General features: G+C 59.8%; 16 protein-coding genes and 1 pseudogene. 3 read left to right on the top strand and 14 right to left on the bottom strand.

The features are described 5' to 3' along the window. Positions 1 to 67: 67 nt before the first annotated feature. The 8 genes and pseudogenes from DNK59_RS25190 to DNK59_RS25155 form a co-directional block, all read right to left on the bottom strand. Positions 68 to 901 carry a thymidylate synthase gene (locus DNK59_RS25190; protein WP_110724990.1) on the bottom strand — a complete coding sequence of 278 codons (834 nt, stop codon included), beginning with the start codon at positions 899 to 901 and terminating at the stop codon, positions 68 to 70. Next, positions 898 to 1,404 carry a hypothetical protein gene (locus DNK59_RS25185; protein WP_110724989.1) on the bottom strand — a complete coding sequence of 169 codons (507 nt, stop codon included), beginning with the start codon at positions 1,402 to 1,404 and terminating at the stop codon, positions 898 to 900. The genes DNK59_RS25190 and DNK59_RS25185 overlap by 4 nt, the downstream gene beginning before the upstream one ends. After that, the gene (locus DNK59_RS25180; protein WP_110724988.1) at positions 1,401 to 3,482 is read right to left on the bottom strand and encodes a tyrosine-type recombinase/integrase; all 2,082 of its coding nucleotides are present in this window, start codon (positions 3,480 to 3,482) and stop codon (positions 1,401 to 1,403) included. Before DNK59_RS25180 ends, DNK59_RS25185 begins: the two co-directional genes overlap by 4 nt. Beyond that, positions 3,479 to 5,827: a site-specific integrase gene (locus DNK59_RS25175; RefSeq protein WP_110724987.1), complete on the bottom strand. Its 2,349-nt coding sequence runs from the start codon at positions 5,825 to 5,827 to the stop codon at positions 3,479 to 3,481. The genes DNK59_RS25180 and DNK59_RS25175 overlap by 4 nt, the downstream gene beginning before the upstream one ends. Next, a complete protein-coding gene (locus tag DNK59_RS25170; protein ID WP_371920320.1) occupies positions 5,824 to 7,080 on the bottom strand; it encodes a tyrosine-type recombinase/integrase in 1,257 nt (418 codons plus the stop codon). Before DNK59_RS25170 ends, DNK59_RS25175 begins: the two co-directional genes overlap by 4 nt. A gap of 89 nt (positions 7,081 to 7,169) precedes the next feature. Beyond that, positions 7,170 to 7,865, bottom strand: a pseudogene (locus DNK59_RS25165) (thymidylate synthase); the annotation flags it as partial. 46 nt (positions 7,866 to 7,911) lie between these two features. Beyond that, positions 7,912 to 8,721 (bottom strand): prolipoprotein diacylglyceryl transferase, encoded by an 810-nt coding sequence (gene lgt, locus DNK59_RS25160; RefSeq protein WP_092308665.1) that lies wholly within the window; start codon positions 8,719 to 8,721, stop codon positions 7,912 to 7,914. Positions 8,722 to 8,802: 81 nt separating this feature from the next. After that, entirely contained in the window at positions 8,803 to 9,585 is a 783-nt protein-coding gene (locus DNK59_RS25155) for a sulfite exporter TauE/SafE family protein (protein ID WP_092308662.1), read from the bottom strand. Positions 9,586 to 9,708: 123 nt separating this feature from the next. Here DNK59_RS25155 and DNK59_RS25150 point away from each other — a divergent pair, with 123 nt between their 5' ends. Continuing rightward, positions 9,709 to 10,455, top strand: coding sequence for an NRDE family protein (locus tag DNK59_RS25150; RefSeq protein WP_092308659.1), 747 nt, complete (start codon positions 9,709 to 9,711; stop codon positions 10,453 to 10,455). 61 nt (positions 10,456 to 10,516) lie between these two features. Here DNK59_RS25150 and ptsP read toward each other — a convergent pair whose 3' ends face one another. Continuing rightward, the gene (gene ptsP, locus DNK59_RS25145) at positions 10,517 to 12,796 is read right to left on the bottom strand and encodes a phosphoenolpyruvate--protein phosphotransferase (RefSeq protein ID WP_110724985.1); all 2,280 of its coding nucleotides are present in this window, start codon (positions 12,794 to 12,796) and stop codon (positions 10,517 to 10,519) included. A gap of 22 nt (positions 12,797 to 12,818) precedes the next feature. After that, positions 12,819 to 13,298, bottom strand: a complete 480-nt coding sequence (locus tag DNK59_RS25140; protein ID WP_011064073.1) for an RNA pyrophosphohydrolase — start codon at positions 13,296 to 13,298, stop codon at positions 12,819 to 12,821. Positions 13,299 to 13,442: 144 nt separating this feature from the next. Between DNK59_RS25140 and DNK59_RS25135 the strand changes: the two genes are divergently transcribed. Continuing rightward, a complete protein-coding gene (locus DNK59_RS25135; RefSeq protein ID WP_110724984.1) occupies positions 13,443 to 14,099 on the top strand; it encodes an HAD family phosphatase in 657 nt (218 codons plus the stop codon). A 47-nt stretch (positions 14,100 to 14,146) separates the two neighbouring features. Here DNK59_RS25135 and DNK59_RS25130 read toward each other — a convergent pair whose 3' ends face one another. The 4 genes from DNK59_RS25130 to ilvA are packed head-to-tail and all read right to left on the bottom strand — an operon-like array spanning position 14,147 to position 17,877. Next, entirely contained in the window at positions 14,147 to 14,614 is a 468-nt protein-coding gene (locus DNK59_RS25130; RefSeq protein WP_110724983.1) for a DUF2269 domain-containing protein, read from the bottom strand. Next, positions 14,611 to 15,867: an SDR family oxidoreductase gene (locus tag DNK59_RS25125; protein WP_110724982.1), complete on the bottom strand. Its 1,257-nt coding sequence runs from the start codon at positions 15,865 to 15,867 to the stop codon at positions 14,611 to 14,613. Before DNK59_RS25125 ends, DNK59_RS25130 begins: the two co-directional genes overlap by 4 nt. A gap of 26 nt (positions 15,868 to 15,893) precedes the next feature. After that, positions 15,894 to 16,322: a DUF2269 family protein gene (locus DNK59_RS25120; protein WP_110724981.1), complete on the bottom strand. Its 429-nt coding sequence runs from the start codon at positions 16,320 to 16,322 to the stop codon at positions 15,894 to 15,896. A 40-nt stretch (positions 16,323 to 16,362) separates the two neighbouring features. Next, entirely contained in the window at positions 16,363 to 17,877 is a 1,515-nt protein-coding gene (gene ilvA / locus DNK59_RS25115) for a threonine ammonia-lyase, biosynthetic (RefSeq protein ID WP_110724980.1), read from the bottom strand. Between the two features lie 226 nt (positions 17,878 to 18,103). On the opposite strand from ilvA, the gene rpiA reads away from it, so the two are divergent. Beyond that, on the top strand, positions 18,104 to 18,775 hold the full coding sequence (rpiA, locus tag DNK59_RS25110) for a ribose-5-phosphate isomerase RpiA (RefSeq protein WP_092308634.1): 672 nt from the start codon (positions 18,104 to 18,106) through the stop codon (positions 18,773 to 18,775). Positions 18,776 to 18,811: the final 36 nt, after the last annotated feature.

Here is an 18,811-nt window from a genome sequence, read left to right as displayed (position 1 = left end):
TCTAGACTTGCCATTCAACACCCGCATCCTGGCCAACCAAGATTTGGCTAGCCAGACATCGACTCAGTTAGATCGATACAGGAGCCGAGATATGAGGATGTGGGTCGTACCCTACAATCTCAAAGTCCTCGAACTTATAGTCATAGATACTTTCCGGCCTCCGCTTAAATACCAACTTAGGAAGCGGCCTAGGCTCGCGAGTAAGTTGCAACTTAACTTGCTCAATGTGATTAAGATAAATATGCGCATCACCCATAGTAACTACAACTTCGCCAACACCCAAATCGCATTGCTGAGCAAGCATATGTGTCAGAAAACTCACCCCAGCCAGATTATAGGGATTCCCAAGTAGTAGATCACTAGAGCGTATGTACAGATGCGCAGACAACTTATTATTTGCGACATAAAACTGATATAACAAGTGGCAAGGCGGCAGAGCCATTTTACCGTTTTTCGCGTTTTCCTGAGGGCTGACAGACTCATCTGGCAGATACTCAACGTTCCACCCATGAAAGAGGATGCGTCGGCTGTTCGGGTTGGTCTTGAGTGTGTGAACGACATAGTCGATCTGGTTGATCGTCTTGCCGTCTTGGGTAGGCCATGCTGTCCATTGCTTACCGTAGATCGGCCCCAGATCACCGTCTTCGGTCGCCCACTCATCCCAGATGCTGACACCATGCTCCTTGAGCCATTTGGTGTTGGTATCTCCGTTCAAGAACCAGATCATCTCGTTGATGATGCTCTTGAAATGAAGCTTCTTGGTGGTGAGGAGCGGGAACCCCTCCTCCAAATTGTGGCGGAACTGCCGGCCAAAAACGCTCAGCGTGCCAGTCCCTGTGCGATCGCCTTTCTCAACGCCGTTCTCCAGCACGTCGGCTAGCAAATCGTGGTACATCTTCATTTCGGTTCCTCTAGGTTCGCGCTGACCAGATCCAACGCGTCACGTAATTTCAAAATTTCAGTATCTTGCTGTTTGATCTTCAGACGCAGCTCATCTGCGACCTGGACGTAGTAGTCCCTAGATTCGCGGACAGTGTCCAATCTCTTGTCGAGCGTGGCACAAGAGCTCTCAGATTCCTGATACCTATTGAACCAATAAAGCACTTCCAATCGACTCTTTTCAAGGCGTTGCATCAGAATCGTCTTAGGATCCTGCTTCTTCTCAGCCTTGACCCTCTGAGCAAGCACCGCAACGCGGCGGTTCTCCTTAATCGCCTCAAGACGCTCTGCTGGAAAATCACGCTGCCGAATGGTGTTGCGATGAATGCCGGTGATCCGACTGAGCTCAGCCACCGTCGGCTTCAAATTCGGATCAGACGCTATCTTCAGGATCCCTTGGGCCAGAAGCTCAGTGTTCCGGTCGTAGTCGAGCTTATTTTTGGCATCAAACGCCTGGCCTGTCATACCTCGACCTCCTCACCCAGATGCTCCAACACACCCTTGGCTTCCTCCATCGCCGCCCTCAACTCTTCCTCCGCACCTGCAGAGTTAGGAGAGCTCAACGCCAAGCTGTTCTGCACGTAGATCTCCCGCCATTTAGGGGCATGAGCCTTGGTGACCACGGCGTTCTTGCACCGATTCGGATTGCAACGAAGCGAACCGATGCAGGGCAGCGACTCGTCAAATACCTCCCGCTGCCCGCCATAGCAGAACCCTTGTCCCACATTGATGATCGCCATGCGCTTTTTGGCCATCTGGGCAATGATTTGCTCCTTGGTGTAACCAGCGGCCATATACCCGCTGAACACCTTCTTCATCCGCGCCTTATGGCTCTCCGCATTGGGCCCGGCGTAGTTTCCGTCAGGATCGCAGTAGCTCTGGATGTACTCTTCCTCTGCCAACTGAGTCGGCGTTTTACCAGAGGAACGCCCACCTTTGGAAAGGATCACCGCGATCGCACCGTATCCAAGCGTGACCGCGCTAAACGCTTTGTTCTGGCCAGCTCCACCGATGAGATCACCGAAGTGCTTCAACTGGTGTGAGATGAAAGGGAGACCGAGCTCAGCCCTGGCCATCTGGTAGGCAAGGGTATGGCGCAATGTGTACGGCGAGAACTCAAGAACCTCGAACTCCTCATCCGTCAGGATCTCCTCAAAGAAGGCTTTGAACTGCCAGGTGATGCCAACCGAAGTCATCGAGTCCGGTTCGGCGCCCTGAGCGACCGTATCCACATTGGAAAACAAGTAAGGGTTCTGCTTCACCTTCGCGATAAGGCAAGCAACACGGATAGCGTCACGCACAATCGGAATCGCGATCCACTTGTCGTCGAACAGCTTGGCCAAGCCTTGCCGGTGTTTGATCACGTTGCTGATCAGCAACCAGTAATCGCTCTCTTGCTCCATGCACGACTCGACCAGGATTTCGGAGAGTTCCGAGGGCCGCATGCCGGTGTACTGCGCCACGAGATAGCAGGCACTGTACGAAACGAAGTTGATGTACCTGCGGAAATCATCGTCTAGTTGGGAATCTGTCAGTTTGAGTAACGTTTCGGTGGCCTTAAAATCATGTCGACCAGAGCCGGATTGGAACGTAAATGGAACGCAGCCAAAAGCTGCGGACAGTGCATCCGCCATCGCACCGGAGTCATAGCCTTTTCTTCGCAGCCTCAGCGCTACGTACAACTCGAAATTGTAACGCGACAGCTCTTGAGCGTTGGCCAGCGAGTAACCGCTGGCGTTTTGGCGGGTCAGGGCTACCAAGTCATCTACAGGCTCCCCTAGCGTGCTTAGGAAATCGACGACTGCGAACGAAGCCTCGCGAGACGCCTTCTCGAACACATCATTAGGGAGAATCCGGTATGTCCGCTCGGAATCAGGGACGTGCTTGATCACCTTCGCCCAAGCCAGCGACTCAAGCTCAATGTAAGGCAATGGCTTGTCGAAAATCTGCTCTTGGAAAAATGGCGATCTGAGCAGGGTGAAGAACTTCTTGAGATTGGGGCCATACGCATGAGGATGAAGGAGCGCTGCCTCGCGATACATACCCGCATCGAAGTACGACAGACCGTGGTATCCGACCTCAAAAAATTCATCCGTCATGAGGTGCCGCGCCTGACCAGACATCGTGTTCAGAAAGCTCAAGCCCGCCTTCATACATGAGATGGCCGTGTTGGCCTTGATGTTCCTAGGTGAGGCAAACGTGCGCAGTGCCGACGGCATTTTAAGCCAGCAATACAAGGCTACCTTAACCTCTAATACCGCTGATTGGTTAAGCGAGGGAAACGATTCAAAATTGAGACGCAGCTTGGCTCCTTTGACGTTCCTAGCCGCGTTCGGGTGATCGTCGTTGAAGTCCCAAACAGCATCACCCAAGACGGATTTTTTACTGACCGGTGTTGCCATAAGCGCCTGGTACCAGGAGAGCGCTTCCAGCGATACAGGGGCCGGATCGGCGACGTGATTGTTCAATTCCAGCATGAGGGTGTGAGTGGCTGTCCGCCACTTTTTGTAAGCTGCGAGTTCAGGGATCAGAGCGTGGTTCATAGCATTACCCCCTCAGTCAGAATACTGACCTGCAGGTTCTCAGAAAGACGCTCAGCCCTAGTCAGCTCCTCCACGGAAAACTCCGATGTCTCCGGCTCTAGGATATTGTTGAGCACGTCTAGGTTGTCCAGGATGACGGCTCCGTAGGGCGTATCGAGTACCCGATTGACCTCGATCATCCGCTGGTAGTCGCGCCGCATGGCAAAGAGCTCTGGCAGGTGCGATACCGTGATGATGCTGTTGCTACAAGAAAGGCACTTGTTGAACAGCGTGCAAGGCTTGCTAGGGTCGTAGCTTGCCAAGGCCTTAATGAAAGCCGGTGGGTCAAACACGTTCATACAGTTGGCCAGGCCTGACCGAAGCGGTACCGCCTCTGGTATGGACTCAATAGTCTCGGTTGGAATGAGCTTGGGTGTCTCATCCAAAGTGCCTTGCTGCATCTCATGGAGAACCTTATTAAGCATCCGGCGCGCCATGGGGTTGAAGTCCATCTGATCCAGATACGCCATGGTCGTGGTAAGACTCTTATGGCCAAGGAGCACCTGAATCTCGCGTGGAGATACGCCACGTTCGATCAACTCGCTAACGAAGCTCGGTCGGAAACGTGACGGTGAGAGCTTGAGGGGATTGCCATCTTCGTCAAGCAGCCCATGATCCTGAGAGAATTTCTCCAGGCTTCTAATGAGCTGGTTGCCACCAGAGTTCTCAAAGGAATCTACAACCCCGTATTTCCTGGGAGAGCTTGAGCGGTAGATGAAGAGCTTGTTCTGAGCCTCGACAGGCGCATTCAAGCGGATCTCACGGGTCAGATGCTTCACATCGTCAAAGATCTGCTTGACCACACGGCCTTGAGAGGTGGTCAGCCAAGAGATTTCCGCATGGAAAATATCGAGATGAAGCATCTTCGCGCCTTCAGAACGCTCTTTCCAATACAGCAAGCAAGGGCGATCAGTTAAATCATGGCGTTCAATGAAATCATCCAGCTCCAGTCCCAGCAGCGAGTCAGCGTTCATCCCGGTAACTTGGGCAAGCCGAGCGATGTACGGCGCAATGACTCGACCATCGACCTGATACTGCACGCCCCAGCGTTTATAAACCTCGAAGATCGAAATTGACGAAGTCGAAATAATCGACATAAACGCCCGCTGGTAAGGGTCATCGCGATTTACTGATTCAAAATTCAGAGGCTTGCAGTTGAGTTTGTTCTCAAAAATCCACCGTGCGTTATCGAGAGTGTTAAAGCCTCGGCGTACTCTTCCGTCAGCATTCAGCGGATCTTCCCCTACCTGGCTTGGAACGTAAGGCTGGGCCAAGCGATTGGTTTCCTCAATCTCTTGCTCAATAACTTGCGAGATTCGTTTTCGCACAGTCTGGGGGTAAGGCTTGTACTGGTCAGTCTCACGTTCAGTATCAAACCCTGCAGCGCCGACGAAACTGGTCAGCCCTAGGCCCTCAATCTGGACTGCGCGTGCCATCATTTTCCGAGCAGAGCTCATCAGGGTGCTGCTGTGGCTGGTCGACAGTGAACGCTCAAGAATCTTGTCTTGGAGATATCCCCTGAACTTTGGAAGGGTGTAGGGCGTTACGAGCTCCCGGATATCCTCCAAGCCTGTGTAGTTGGCCTCCGTGAGATAGGCTCGGTAGTATTTGAAAGCCTCGATGAAATTGCTTTGACCAGACGCACTGCTGCTCTTCATCGATGCAGCACTGAAGAGGTGCAGCAGACGCTGGAATGGACGCTCCGGTTCAGGGTTCGCGAGGTCGGACAGGCGATGGATGTGAACCGAGCGCAAAGCTACAAAGGCGTCCCGAAGAGATTCGGAGGGCTCGGTCTCCTTTTTCGAGGCAACGCGTTGCTCAACGGTTTGATAGCTAGGATCGAGAACGCCGAGCTTCCGAAGATCATCAAGGATCTCCCCAAACGTGATCCTCACGAGTTCATGCTTGGCCTTCATCTCACTGAGGCCTGTTAATTCAGGAATCTCACTCAGGAAGCCCCGATCCTTGATGCCATTGCCAAACACCGGAATGACCAGCTTCTCCTCCATGGACATGCCCTCGTACCAAGCAAGCAGCCTCCGGCGCCAATCGCAGGCACCCGACGAATGACCAGGAACAATAATTCCTTCAGCACGCATGGCATCGAAAATCGGCTCAATGAGGGAGGCGCGCCTTGAAATCGTCGCTGGGTTTAAATTGGTCTGTTCCACGACGTATTTAGGGGCCAGCGCCAAATTCTCGCCCCTGCTGAGACACACCTTCAGCAATGACTCACGATCATCAGTGACGCGGGCCACAAACGACTCGATAACGGCGTCTACCTCAGCACTGTTAAGCCGACTCATTTCATATCTCCCGCATCAATTTTCAGGCGTGTCTGTTGGGAAAGCTCAGCCATCTCACCTGCTTTGGTCTTGGTTTCAGTTCCGGGGCGTACGAGCTTCTGGTAGAGGTCGTAGGGGATCTGGGTGTAGGTTTCCGAGGTGTGGAGGTTCGAGTGACCCAAGGTCTTTTGCACGGCCACCAGTCGATCAAGGTAATCACTACCAATGTCTGGCGTCCTCAACAGGGCATAGGCGTTCCCGTGCCTCAACTTATGCGGGGAGATCTTCCTTTCGATTTTCAGAAGGTTCAGGGCACGCGTGGACGTACGCTCCAAGAGCTTGGAAATCGAGCGCCGGGTGTACTCACCCCCTTCTGCATTCAGGAAGGCAGGGGTGTTCTCAGCTCCTTTGAATTGGCGCTTGTACATCTTGTACAGCGGGGATGCGTGATACTTCTTCACACGCAGCAACGTGGCGCGACTGACCAACGTCTGCCGGGGCTTTATGGAATCCGCAGAGCCTTTGCTGCCGTCAACATGCAGGGGGCAGTAATCAGCATTAACTGGTTCCGACACCCCAGGCGAGATGAACATCGTATCCTGGAATCGAAGGGCATCATCGATGGCCTTGAGGGTCACTCGTGGGACTTCTGAGCGTCGCAGGCCTGCGTCGTACATGAACTGGAGCAAGCAGCGCTCACGCTCACTCTGCGTGGCTAGGATGAGCTCTCTGAGGTCATTCAGGGAGCAGGCCACTACCAGGCTCTTGTTGGGACGCGGGGACAAGAATCCACCCGTGTAGGGATTAGGCGCGGTACGAGGTGCGGGTACGTCATCCACTCCCATGCACAGAGAATCATTGAAAAAAGCCATCAGGGACGCATCCCGGTTGCGCACCGTCTTCTTGGAAAGCTCCTCTGCCTCGCGCAAATGAGCGAAGTATTCCTCGATGACATGGGTTCGGATTTCCAAGAACGCTGAGTCACGCTCGCAGTCGCTGAACTCACGACGGTTCATCAGGTACTCGCAGGTGTACCCAAGGTTTCGACCATAGGTGATAGCCGTCAGCTGGGAAATATGGCCGTTCTGGAGCGCGTGGGATAGGTAACCCGATATCAAGGGCATGAGGCGCTCATCGTCATCAAAGACGGCTGTCCCTGTGACCTTCACGGCTTCCTGGATTTGGGGGTGTTCAGATGGGTCGTCCCGCCTAGTTGGGGACTCTTTAAAATCTAGGGGTTTGCCCCTAACTGCGATGACCTTCACTGCTTCCATTCTCCTCAAAGCGGCCCGTACTATACACAATGTGCAATTCGTACCGGGGCACAATAAATGAGCTTGGAAGGTGGAGCGTGTTACGCAGCCATTGCGTAGTGTGCGGTTTCTTCGAGGGGGTATAAAAGGCCCAGGTCGTTGGAGCGAATGTAGAGGGTCAGGGAGATTTCCCGAGTCTCGACATTGGGGTGGAACTGATACAGCAAGTGGCACGGCGGCAGGGCCATTTCGTCTAGCTGGGCGCAGTTCCAGCCGTGGAACAGGATCCGCCGGCTGCCCGGGTCGTTGATGATGGTGTCAACGCACTGGCGCACCTGGTCGATGGCCTTGTACAGCACCACGTAGCCCTGGCCGTCTTCCTCGCCTGCGGCGATCTGCCGGTAGCCCTGGCTCAGCGCCAGCTCGATGGCCGCCTGGTTGCTGGTCTTGATCTGCTTGTAGGCCGGCCACTTGCGCCACTGCACGCCGTAGATCTCGCCCAGGTCGTCGTCGCCTTGGCGAAACGGGTTGGCCAGCCACTGGGCGTTTTCGTTGGCGTTCTGGTCCCAGATCTTGCAGCCCAGAGCGCGGAACTCGGCGGCGTTGTTCACCCCCCGCAGGAAGCCGACCATTTCGCCGATGGCCGACTTGAAGGCCATCTTGCGGGTGGTGATGGCCGGGAAACCTTCCTTGAGGTCGTAGCGCAGCATGGCCCCGGGAAAGCTGATGGTGTTCACACCGGTGCGGTTGGCCTGCTTGGTGCCGTTGTTGATGACGTGGGCCACCAGATCAAGATATTGCTTCATGAATTACCTGCATCCTTGAACCCGGGGCACGCCCCGGGGTTCGAATTTATTGCGCCGCGCTCTGGGCCGGAGCGCGATGATAAGCCAGCCAGATCAGCCCCAGGCCGCCGAGAATCATCGGTACGCACAAAACCTGACCCATGGTCAGCCAGTTCCAGGCCAGGTAGCCCAGCTGTGCGTCCGGCACCCGGACGAACTCGACGATGAAACGGAAGATCCCGTAGAACAGGGCGAACATACCGGAAACTGCCATGGTCGGCCGCGGTTTGCGCGAGAACAGCCAGAGAATCAGGAACAGCGCCACGCCTTCCAGGGCGAACTGATACAGCTGCGACGGATGACGCGGCAACTGCGCCGGATCGCTGAACGGAGGGAAGATCATCGCCCATGGCACGTCAGTGGGCTTGCCCCACAACTCGGCGTTGATGAAGTTGCCGATGCGCCCGGCGCCCAGGCCGATCGGCACCATTGGCGCGACGAAGTCCATCAGCTCGAAGAAGCTCTTGTTGTTGCGCTTGCCGAACCACAGGGCCGCCAGCATCACCCCGATGAAACCGCCATGGAACGACATGCCGCCCTTCCACACTTCGAAGATCAGGGTCGGGTTGGCCAGGTAGGCGCTCAGGTCGTAGAACAGCACATAGCCCAGGCGGCCGCCGACGATCACCCCCATGGACATCCAGAACACCATGTCCGAGAGCTTCTCCTTGCTCCAGGTCGGGTCGAAACGGTTGAGCCGGCGCGAGGCCAGCAGCCAGGCACCGCCGATGCCGATCAGGTACATCAGGCCGTACCAGTGGATTTTCAGCGGGCCGATGGCCAGCGCCACCGGATCAATCTGCGGGTAAGGCAGCATTGCGACTCCTCGTAAGGGTTAGAACTCAAATGTCCCGGGGCAAACTGCCAGCCCGGGATTAAGCCAGGATTGCGTCATCACTCAGAACAGGAAGCTGGTCCCCACGCAGAACAGTAGCGCGGCGAACAAGCGTTTCAACAGGCGTGGCGACAGTTTGTGGGCCAGGCGCGCGCCGATCCGGGCGAACACCATGCTGGTCAGGGCAATGCCCAACAGCGCCGGCAAATACACGAAGCCGAGACTATGAGCCGGAAGCTGCGGATCATGCCAGCCCAGAATCATGAAACTTAAGGCGCTGGCCAGGGCGATGGGCAGGCCGCAGGCCGAGGACGTCGCCACTGCCTGCTGCATCGGCACGCTGCGCCAGGTGAGAAACGGCACGGTCAGCGAGCCGCCACCAATGCCGAAGATCGCCGAGGCCCAGCCGATCACCCCACCGGCTGCGGCCAGGCCCAGCTTGCCGGGCACCTGGCGACTGGCCTTGGGCTTGAGTTCCAGGGTCATCTGCAGGGCGATGACCAGGGCAAAGACGCCGATGATTTTCTGCAAGTGCGGGCCGGAGATGGCTTCCGCCGTCAGCGCACCGACCCCAGCCCCCAGCAGAATGCCCAGGGCCATCCAGGCGAAGATCGGCCAGCGCACCGCGCCCCGCCGATGGTGCTCGCGAACCGCATTGACCGAAGTGAAGATGATGCTGGCCAGCGAAGTACCGACCGCCAGATGGGTCAGCACCGAGGCATCGAAACCTTGCAGGGTGAAGCTGAACACCAGCACCGGCACGATGATGATCCCGCCGCCCACGCCAAACAGCCCGGCCAGTATGCCTGCACAGGCGCCCAGCAGCAGATAGAGCAGAAATTCCATGGGAGCATCCGAAAAGAGGAGCGGCATGGTAACGGATGCGCCACCCCGGACTCCACTGGATGGCGATGGATACCCCGGAGTTGTGTGGGTACAGTGAGCAAAAACACCCAGGGGGCCACCTTAATGTGCTTGATCGTTTTCGCCTGGCGGCCGGGCCATGCTCAGCCACTGATCGTCGCGGCCAACCGTGACGAGTTCTACGCTCGCCCCAGCCTGCCCCTGGGGCAATGGCCCGAGTCGCCGCAGATCCACGCCGGACGGGACCTGGAGGCGGGAGGCACCTGGCTTGGGGTCGGTGCCGCCGGGCGATTTGCCGCCCTGACCAACATCCGCAACCCGCACCAACCGCCCGCGCGGCGCTCCCGGGGCGAACTGGTGGCGCGCTTTCTCGCCGGCGGCATTGCCCTGGAAGACTACTTGCACGATGTAGTCGGCCGTTCGGTGGAGTACGCCGGCTTCAACCTGCTGCTGGGCACTGGCGATCAACTGTGGCACTACAACGCTCAGGACCTGGAGCCCCAATTGCTCAAGCCTGGTGTCTATGGCCTGTCCAATGCTGGGCTCGACACGCCCTGGCCCAAACTGCTCAAGGCCAAGGCGGCGCTGCAGGAAGTGCTGCACGATCCACAACCGCAGGCCCTGCTGGCGCTCTTGAGCGATCCGCAGACCGCGCCCTTCGCCGAATTGCCGGACACCGGGGTGGGCCTGGCCACGGAAAGCCTGCTGTCCAGCGTGTTCATCGCCAGCCCCAGCTATGGCACACGGGCCAGCACCGCGCTGATCGTCAATGCTGACGGCTCGCGGCATCTGGTCGAACGCAGCTTTGGCCCTTACGGCGGGCATCTGGGGGAAGTCGAACTGAAGGTCTGAAACGTTCGCCGGCAAGCTGGCTCCTACGGGAGCCGGCTTGCCGGCGAAGAAAACGCCGTGGTTACAGGGTCTTGCTCGACGCCGGATTGATCATCCGCGCCAACCCGAGCTTCTTCAGGGCCAGTTGCAGCGAGCTGTGGATAACTTGCGGGTTGTCGATGGTCATCATCTCGTCCAGCAGTTCCTTGGCCTTGCTCAGGCCGATCTGGCGCAGCATCCACTTCACTTTCGGCAGGTTGGTGGCGTTCATCGACAGGCTGTCAAAGCCCATGGCCATCAGCAGCACCGCGGCCGCCGGATCGCCGGCCATCTCACCGCAGATGCTCACCGGCTTGCCTTCGGCATGGGCGTCACGCACGACGGTTTGCAGCGCTTGCAACACCGCCGGGTGCAGGTAGTCGTAGAGATCGGCGACCCGCGGGTTGTTGCGGTCCACCGCCAGCAGGTACTGGGTCAGGTCATTGGAGCCCACCGAGAGGAAGTCCACCTGGCGCGCCAGTTCCTTGGTCTGATACACCGCCGCCGGAATCTCGATCATCACCCCCACCGGCGGCATGGGCACGTCGGTGCCTTCGTCACGCACTTCGCCCCAGGCACGGTGGATCAGGTGCAGCGCTTCTTCGAGTTCATGAATGCCGGAAATCATCGGCAACAGGATGCGCAGGTTGTTCAGGCCCTCGCTCGCCTTGAGCATGGCTCGGGCCTGTACCAGGAAGATTTCCGGGTGGTCGAGGGTCACGCGGATGCCGCGCCAGCCGAGGAAGGGGTTGTCTTCCTTGATCGGGAAGTACGACAGCGACTTGTCGCCGCCGATGTCCAGGCTGCGCATGGTCACCGGTTGCGGATGGAACGCCGCCAATTGCTCGCGATAGATCGCCAACTGCTCTTTTTCACTGGGGAAGCGCTGGTTGATCATGAACGGCACTTCGGTGCGGTACAGGCCAACGCCCTCGGCGCCGCGCTTCTGCGCCCGGGCCACGTCGGCCAGCAGGCCGGTGTTGACCCACAACGGCATGCGGTGGCCATCGGGGGTGATGCAAGGCAGGTCGCGCAAGGCATCCAGGCCCTGGGCCAGCTGCCGTTCTTCTTCCACCACATCGGCAAACTGCTTGCGCAGCACATCGCTGGGGTTGGTGTAGACCTCGCCGTGGTAGCCGTCAACGATCATCTGGATGCCGTCGACCTTGGAATACGGCAGGTCCACCAGGCCCATCACAGTGGGAATACCCATGGCCCGGGCCAGGATCGCCACGTGGGAGTTGCCCGAACCCAGCACCGACACCAGCCCCACCAGCTTGCCTTCCGGCACTTCGCCGAGCATGGCCGGGGTCAGTTCTTCACTGACCAGGATGGTGTTGTCGGGATAGACCAGGGTCTGCTGGCGTTCTTCCTGCAGGTAGGCCAGGAGCCGGCGCCCCAGGTCCTTGACGTCCGAAGCCCGCTCGCGCAGGTAGGCGTCGTCCATCAATTCGAAACGGTTGACGTGATCGGTGACCACCTGGCGCAACGCGCCCTGGGCCCATTGTCCGGTCTTGATCACGGTCTTGACTTCGCTGCCCAGGGAAGCGTCGTCGAGCATCATCAGATAGACGTCGAACAGCGCGCGCTCTTCCGGGCGCAACTGGGTGGCGAGTTTTTCCGACAGCGCACGCATATCGGCACGCACCCCTTCCAGGGCGTTCTTGAACAGCGCGAGCTCGGCATCGATGTCGGTGATGTACTTGTCCGGCACCACATCCAGGTCGGCTGGCGGCAGCATCACCACCGCGCTGCCCACCGCGGCACCAGGGGAACCCGGTACGCCGACGAACTTGGCCTCCTGAATACCCTTGCCCTGGCGACCCAGGCCGCGGATCGAACCGGTGGCTTCGGCATGGGCGATAACCCCGGCCAGCTGCGCGCTCATGGTCACCAGGAAGGCTTCTTCGCCCTCGTCGAACTGGCGACGCTCCTTCTGCTGGATGACCAGGACCCCGACCACCCGACGGTGGTGGATGATCGGAGCCCCCAGGAACGAGGCATAACGCTCTTCACCGGTTTCGGCGAAGTAGCGATAGCGCGGGTGATCGGCGGCGTTTTCCAGGTTGAGGGGTTCTTCCCGGGTGCCCACCAGGCCTACCAGGCCTTCGTTGGGGGCCATGCTGACCTTGCCGATGGAGCGCTTGTTCAAGCCCTCGGTGGCCATCAGCACGAAACGGTTGGTTTCCGGGTCCAGCAGATAGACCGAGCAGACCTGGCTGCCCATGGCCTCTTTGACGCGCAATACAATAATCCCCAACGCCGCCTTGAGATCCTTGGCGGAGTTAACTTCCTGGACGATCTTGCGCAGCGTATTGAGCATGGCTCGGGGTCGAACTCCGTCGTCAGTCGCGCACTAGAAGGCGCGGGGCAAGCTCTTTGAGAGCGCGGCGATACACTTCGCGCTTGAATGTCACCACCTGGCCCAACGGATACCAATAACTGACCCAGCGCCAGCCATCGAATTCCGGTTTACCGGTCAAATCCATCCGCACCCGCTGCTCGTTGGAGATCAGGCGCAGGAGAAACCATTTCTGTTTCTGGCCGATGCACAGCGGCTGGCTGTGCGTTCTAACCAGACGCTGCGGCAAACGATAGCGCAACCAGCCCCGGGTGCAGGCGAGAATTTGCACATCTTCGCGCTCCAGCCCCACTTCTTCGTTCAACTCGCGATACAAGGCGTCTTCCGGCGTCTCGTCGGGGTTGATCCCGCCTTGAGGAAACTGCCAGGCATCTTGATTGATACGGCGAGCCCATAGCACCTGTCCGGCATCATTGGTCAGAATGATCCCGACATTGGGGCGGAAACCATCGGGGTCGATCACGGCTACAACCTCGCAAACGCATGTCGCCGCATTGTTCCACAAAGCTTGGGAATGCAGCAACGAGGCTGCTTAGCTTATGTGCACTCTTGTGAAAAGACCGTATTCTGGGCACCTTTTTCCGCGACTTTTCAGTGAGTAACTGCAATGCGCCTGGCTTTATTCGACTTGGACAACACGCTTCTTGGCGGCGACAGCGACCACGCCTGGGGCGACTACCTGTGCGAGCGGGGCTTCCTCGACGCCGTCGCCTACAAGACCCGCAACGACGAGTTCTACCAGGACTACCTGGCCGGCCAACTCGACAACGCCGCGTACCTGAACTTCTGCCTGGAAATCCTCGGCCGCACCGAAATGGCCGTGCTCGAACAATGGCATCGCGACTACATGCGCGACTGCATCGAGCCCATCCTCTTGCCCAAGGCCCAGGCATTGCTGGATCAGCACCGCGAAGCCGGCGACAAGCTGGTGATCATCACCGCCACCAACCGCTTCATCACCGCACCGATCGCCCAACGCCTGGGAGTCGAACACCTGATCGCCACCGAATGCGAGATGCATGAAGGCCGCTACACCGGGCGCAGCACCGACGTACCCTGTTTCCGCGAAGGCAAGGTCATCCGCCTCAAGCGCTGGCTGGAAGAAACCGGCCACGACTTGGAAGACAGCTACTTCTACAGCGATTCGATGAACGATCTGCCGCTGCTGGAACAAGTCAGCAACCCGGTGGCCGTCGATCCTGACCCGAACCTGCGGGCCGAAGCCGAGAAACGCGGATGGCAGGTCATCAGCCTGCGCGATTGATCAGCGCGGCGAGCCGGCTGCAGGAGCCGGCTCGCCAGCCACAGGCCCTAAACCGGCTTGGCCACCATCAGGTAGAAAATCGCCATGAAGGCCAGGAACGCCGGCCAGCCCAGAGCGAACCACCAGCGCATATAAAGGTTGGCCTGGATCGGCATCGGCACCCCGTCACGCAGTGCCTGCTCCGCCATCTTGTGCACCCGGATCTGCAACCAGACCACCGGCAGCCAGCACAGCCCCGCCACCCCATAGAGCCCCAGGCTCCACAGCAGCCAGGCCTGCTGGATCGGCCAACCCGCCAGATGCACCAGTCCCAGGCCGCTCAATGGCTGGAACACCGCCGTGGTGGCGGTGAAAGCCCAATCGGCGAACACAAGGTGCTTGAAGGTCACGGCAATCACTTCCACCCGGCCGCTGCGCCAGGCCCGCAAGGCGTAATAGGCCGAGCCGGCACCGAGCCCGAACAGCACGGTCGAGGACAGGATATGCAGGGTTTTCAACAGCAGGTAAGCGCTCATCGACGGGGTTCGGTCCACAACAGCCAGAGGGTCGCCACCATCAGCACCAGGTTCTTGGCGACGGCAGCATAAGGGTCAAACCAGAAATGCGGCAGGATCAGGCTGATGATCAGGGTGTAGCCGAGCATCAGTGCCAACTGCGCCTGCAAGGCCCGTCGGCGCCAACGCCGCAGCAGCAGGCCGACACCTAGCAGCGCATCGCAGAGTGACCCGCCGATCACCGCCAAAGCTGCCCAGACGCCCTGCACGCCAGCCTCGGCCATGATCCGCAGGCCCCAGTCATAGCCCGGGCCGATGCACACCAGCGCCGTGCCCAGCCAGATCAACAGCATCACCGCAAGCAGCAGCGGGCGCAGGGCCAGTTGGGTGCTTTGCGCCGCCTGTGGCCAGTCCTGCAGGCGGGCCGCCAGGGGCGCCGCGTGATAACCACAGACCGATGCCAGCACCTCGGGATCCGCCAGGTTGTCGCTGCGGGCCATGGCCAGGCTCTGCCGGTTCAAGGCGCGCCAGCCCAGGCGATCACCTACGCCAGCCGCCAGCCTGAGCAGTATCGACGGCAGCTGGAAGTAACGGGCCGGGGCCCAGCCCTGGGCCGCCCGCAGGCGATCCAGCAACTGCGCCATGGTCATGCGTTCCGGGCCGACCAGGGGCAAAACCATGGATTCCTGCGGCCATTGCCTGAGCAACGCCAGCACCGCCGCGCTCAAGTCCTCGACATGCAGGGGCTGCATCTGCGCCTTGATGGACAACACCCCAAGCAGCGGCCAGGGCGACATCTTCGCCAGCCAACCGCTGCTGGCCCCGCCGGCGCCCAGCACCAGCGACGGCCGCAACACCACCGCCGCAATTCCCGAGCGCAGCAGGTAATCATCCGCCGCGGCCTTGCTGGCAAGAAACGGCACATGGGGCTGGGTCCCGGCACCCAATGCGGAAATCTGCAGCACCCGCACGCCACGGCTCGCCGCCAGATCGAACAGGGCACGGGTGCCCAGGTCCTGGGTCAGGGTCAGCGCCCGGGCATCGGTGCTCAGCAGCCCGGCGGCATTGATCAGCACATCGGTATCGGCAGGCAGGACAAAGGGCTGCGGCTCATGCCCCAGACGATCGAGGTCCAATTGTCGCCATTCCACCCCCGGCAGGCTGCGCGGCTGTGGATAACGGCTGGTGGCGATCAACTGATGACCGGCGGCATGCAGAGCCGCCAACAGATGGCGGCCGACAAACCCTGTGGCCCCCACCAGAACAACCTTCATGGCAATCCTTAAGGTTTGCGCCGGGATCAGACCGGCTTGGCGCCCATCAGGCCGGCAATGGCGACAAAACACAGCAGGCCGAACACCGCCAGCACCAGGGTGAAGGTCAGGCCGCTGGCGGCCTTGGCCCGCCGCAGGCGGTTGAGTCGCACCATCAGCCACAGCCAGGCCAGGGCACCCAGGGTATAGAGCACGCTGGAACCCAGAAGCCAGGTCTGGCCCAGCGGCCAGCCCACCAGATGCACCATCCCCCAACCACTGAACGGCAGGCTCAGCAGACCGATGGCCAGCAGCAACCAACCGAACAACCCCGGACGCTGCAACACCCGGCTGTAAACCATGGCGTCACCCTGGCGACGCAGACGCCAGACCCAGATCGCCAGCCCCAGGGCGCTGCCCAACAGCAGCACCGTGGCCAGTCCATGCAGCGCCTTCAACGTGCTCAGTGTTTCCATGTTCTCGCTTCCTCAAGGCTCCGTTCCTCAGCGTAGTCGTTCAGCCCAGGAACAGCTGATACGCCGGGTTGTCGCTTTCATCCCAGTACGGATAACCGATCTGCTCCAGGGCCGCCGGCACCAGGTGACGCTCCTCGGCCGGCACTTGCAGGCCCGCGACCACCCGGCCATCCGCCGCGCCGTGGTTACGGTAGTGGAACATCGAGATGTTCCAGCGCCCGCCCAGCTTGTTGAGGAAGTTGAACAACGCCCCCGGACGCTCCGGGAACTCGAAACGCAGCACTACCTCGTCGCTGACCTTCTCGGCATGACCACCGACCATGTAGCGGATGTGCAGCTTGGCCAGTTCGTTGTCGGTCAGGTCGATCACCGGGAAGCCCTGCTCGGTCAGGCTGGCGATCAGGGCACTGCGCGGATCGTTTTCCGGGTGGGTCTGCACGCCGACAAAAATGTGCGCTTCGCTGCCGGTGTTGTAGCGATAGTTGAATTCGGTAATCTGGCGCTTGCCCACCGCCTCGCAGAACGCCTTGAAGCTGCCCGGCCTCTCGGGAATGGTCACGGCGATGATGGCTTCGCGGCCCTCGCCCAACTCGGCGCGCTCGGCCACGTGGCGCAGGCGGTCGAAGTTGACATTGGCCCCGGAATCGATGGCCACCAGGGTCTGCCCGCTGATGCCGCGCAGCTCGACGTACTTCTTGATCCCGGCCACGCCCAGAGCCCCGGCAGGTTCGGTGATCGAGCGGGTATCGTCGTAGATATCCTTGATAGCCGCGCAGATCTCGTCGGTGCTGACAGTGATCACTTCATCCACATAGTGTTTGCAGATGTCGAAGGTGTGCTGGCCGATCTGCGCCACCGCCACACCGTCGGCAAAGATCCCCACGGTTGGCAGCACCACCCGCTCGCCCGCGGCCATGGCGGCTTGCAGGCAGTTGGAGTCGTCCGGCTCGACGCCGATGATCTTGGTTTCCGGGCGCAGGTATTTCACATAGGCGGCAATGCCGGCGATCAACCCGCCGCCGCCGACCGGAACGAAAATCGCGTCCAGCGGGCCCGGGTGCTGGCGCAGAATCTCCATGGCCACCGTGCCCTGCCCGGCAATGGTGTGGGGATCATCGTAGGGATGGATGTAGACGTAGCCCTTTTCGTCCACCAGCTTCAGCGAATAGGCCAACGCCTCGGGGAAGCTATCGCCGTGCAGCACCACTTTGCCGCCACGGGAGCGCACGCCTTCGACCTTGATCTCCGGGGTGGTCTTGGGCATCACGATGGTGGCCTTGACCCCCAGCACCTTGGCCGCCAGGGCCAGGCCCTGGGCGTGGTTGCCGGCCGACGCGGTGACCACGCCACGAGCGCGCTCGGCATCGCTGAGCTGGGTCAGCTTGTTGTAGGCGCCACGGATCTTGAACGAGAACACCGGCTGCAAGTCTTCGCGCTTGAGCCAGATCTGATTGCCCAGCCGCTCGGAGAGCTGGCGGGCAGTCTGCAATGGGGTTTCTACGGCAACGTCATAAACGCGCGAGGTGAGGATCTTCTTGACGTACTGTTCGAGCATCGGAAAGCATCACTGAGCGGGTTGGGCAGGGCCAAGGAGTCTAACCCAGCGTTTGCCCGGGCGACCACACGAATACCGAGGTTTTAGCCAGCGCCCTCGCCACCTCTCCCCCGCCATGCGAACCGCCCGTCCACCCCGGCCGATTAGCCAAACGGGCAATGACCTGATCTGCCACGGCGCCTATAATGCCGGCCTTTGTGCCCCCCTTGCCCGCTTCGGAGCCCGCATGACCCAGGATCAACTCAAACAGGCCGTCGCCCAGGCCGCCGTCGACCTTATCCTCCCGAAACTCGATGACAAGAGCATCGTCGGGGTCGGCACCGGCTCCACCGCCAACTGCTTCATCGACGCCCTGGCCCTGCACAAGGCTGCCTTCGACGGCGCCGTGGCCAGCTCCGAAGCCACCGCCGCGCGCCTCAAGGGCCACGGGATTCCGGTGTACGAGCTCAATACCGTCAGCGACCTGGAGTTCTACATCGACGGCGCCGACGAAAGCGACGAGCACCTGAACCTGATCAAGGGTGGCGGCGCCGCCCTGACCCGGGAAAAGATCGTCGCCGCCGTGGCCAAGACCTTCATCTGCATCGCCGACGCCAGCAAGCTGGTGCCGGTGCTGGGCAACTTCCCGCTGCCGGTGGAAGTGATCCCGATGGCCCGCAGCCACGTGGCCCGTGAGCTGGTGAAGCTGGGCGGCGACCCGGTGTACCGCGAAGGCGTGATCACCGACAACGGCAACATCATCCTCGACGTGCACAACATGCAGATCACCAACCCGGTGGAACTGGAAAGCCAGATCAACGCCATCGTCGGCGTGGTCACCAACGGCCTGTTCGCCGCGCGCCCTGCCGATGTACTGCTGCTGGGCACCGCTGAAGGGGTGAAAACCCTCAAGGCCTGAGCCGCCGGTTTGCCAGCGTGGACGGCGCAAGGCCGC

It is taken from the genome of Pseudomonas sp. TKO26, assembly GCF_003225665.1.
GTDB classification, from domain to species: domain Bacteria; phylum Pseudomonadota; class Gammaproteobacteria; order Pseudomonadales; family Pseudomonadaceae; genus Aquipseudomonas; species Aquipseudomonas saponiphila.
This window is presented reverse-complemented; position numbering and strand designations above follow the sequence as displayed.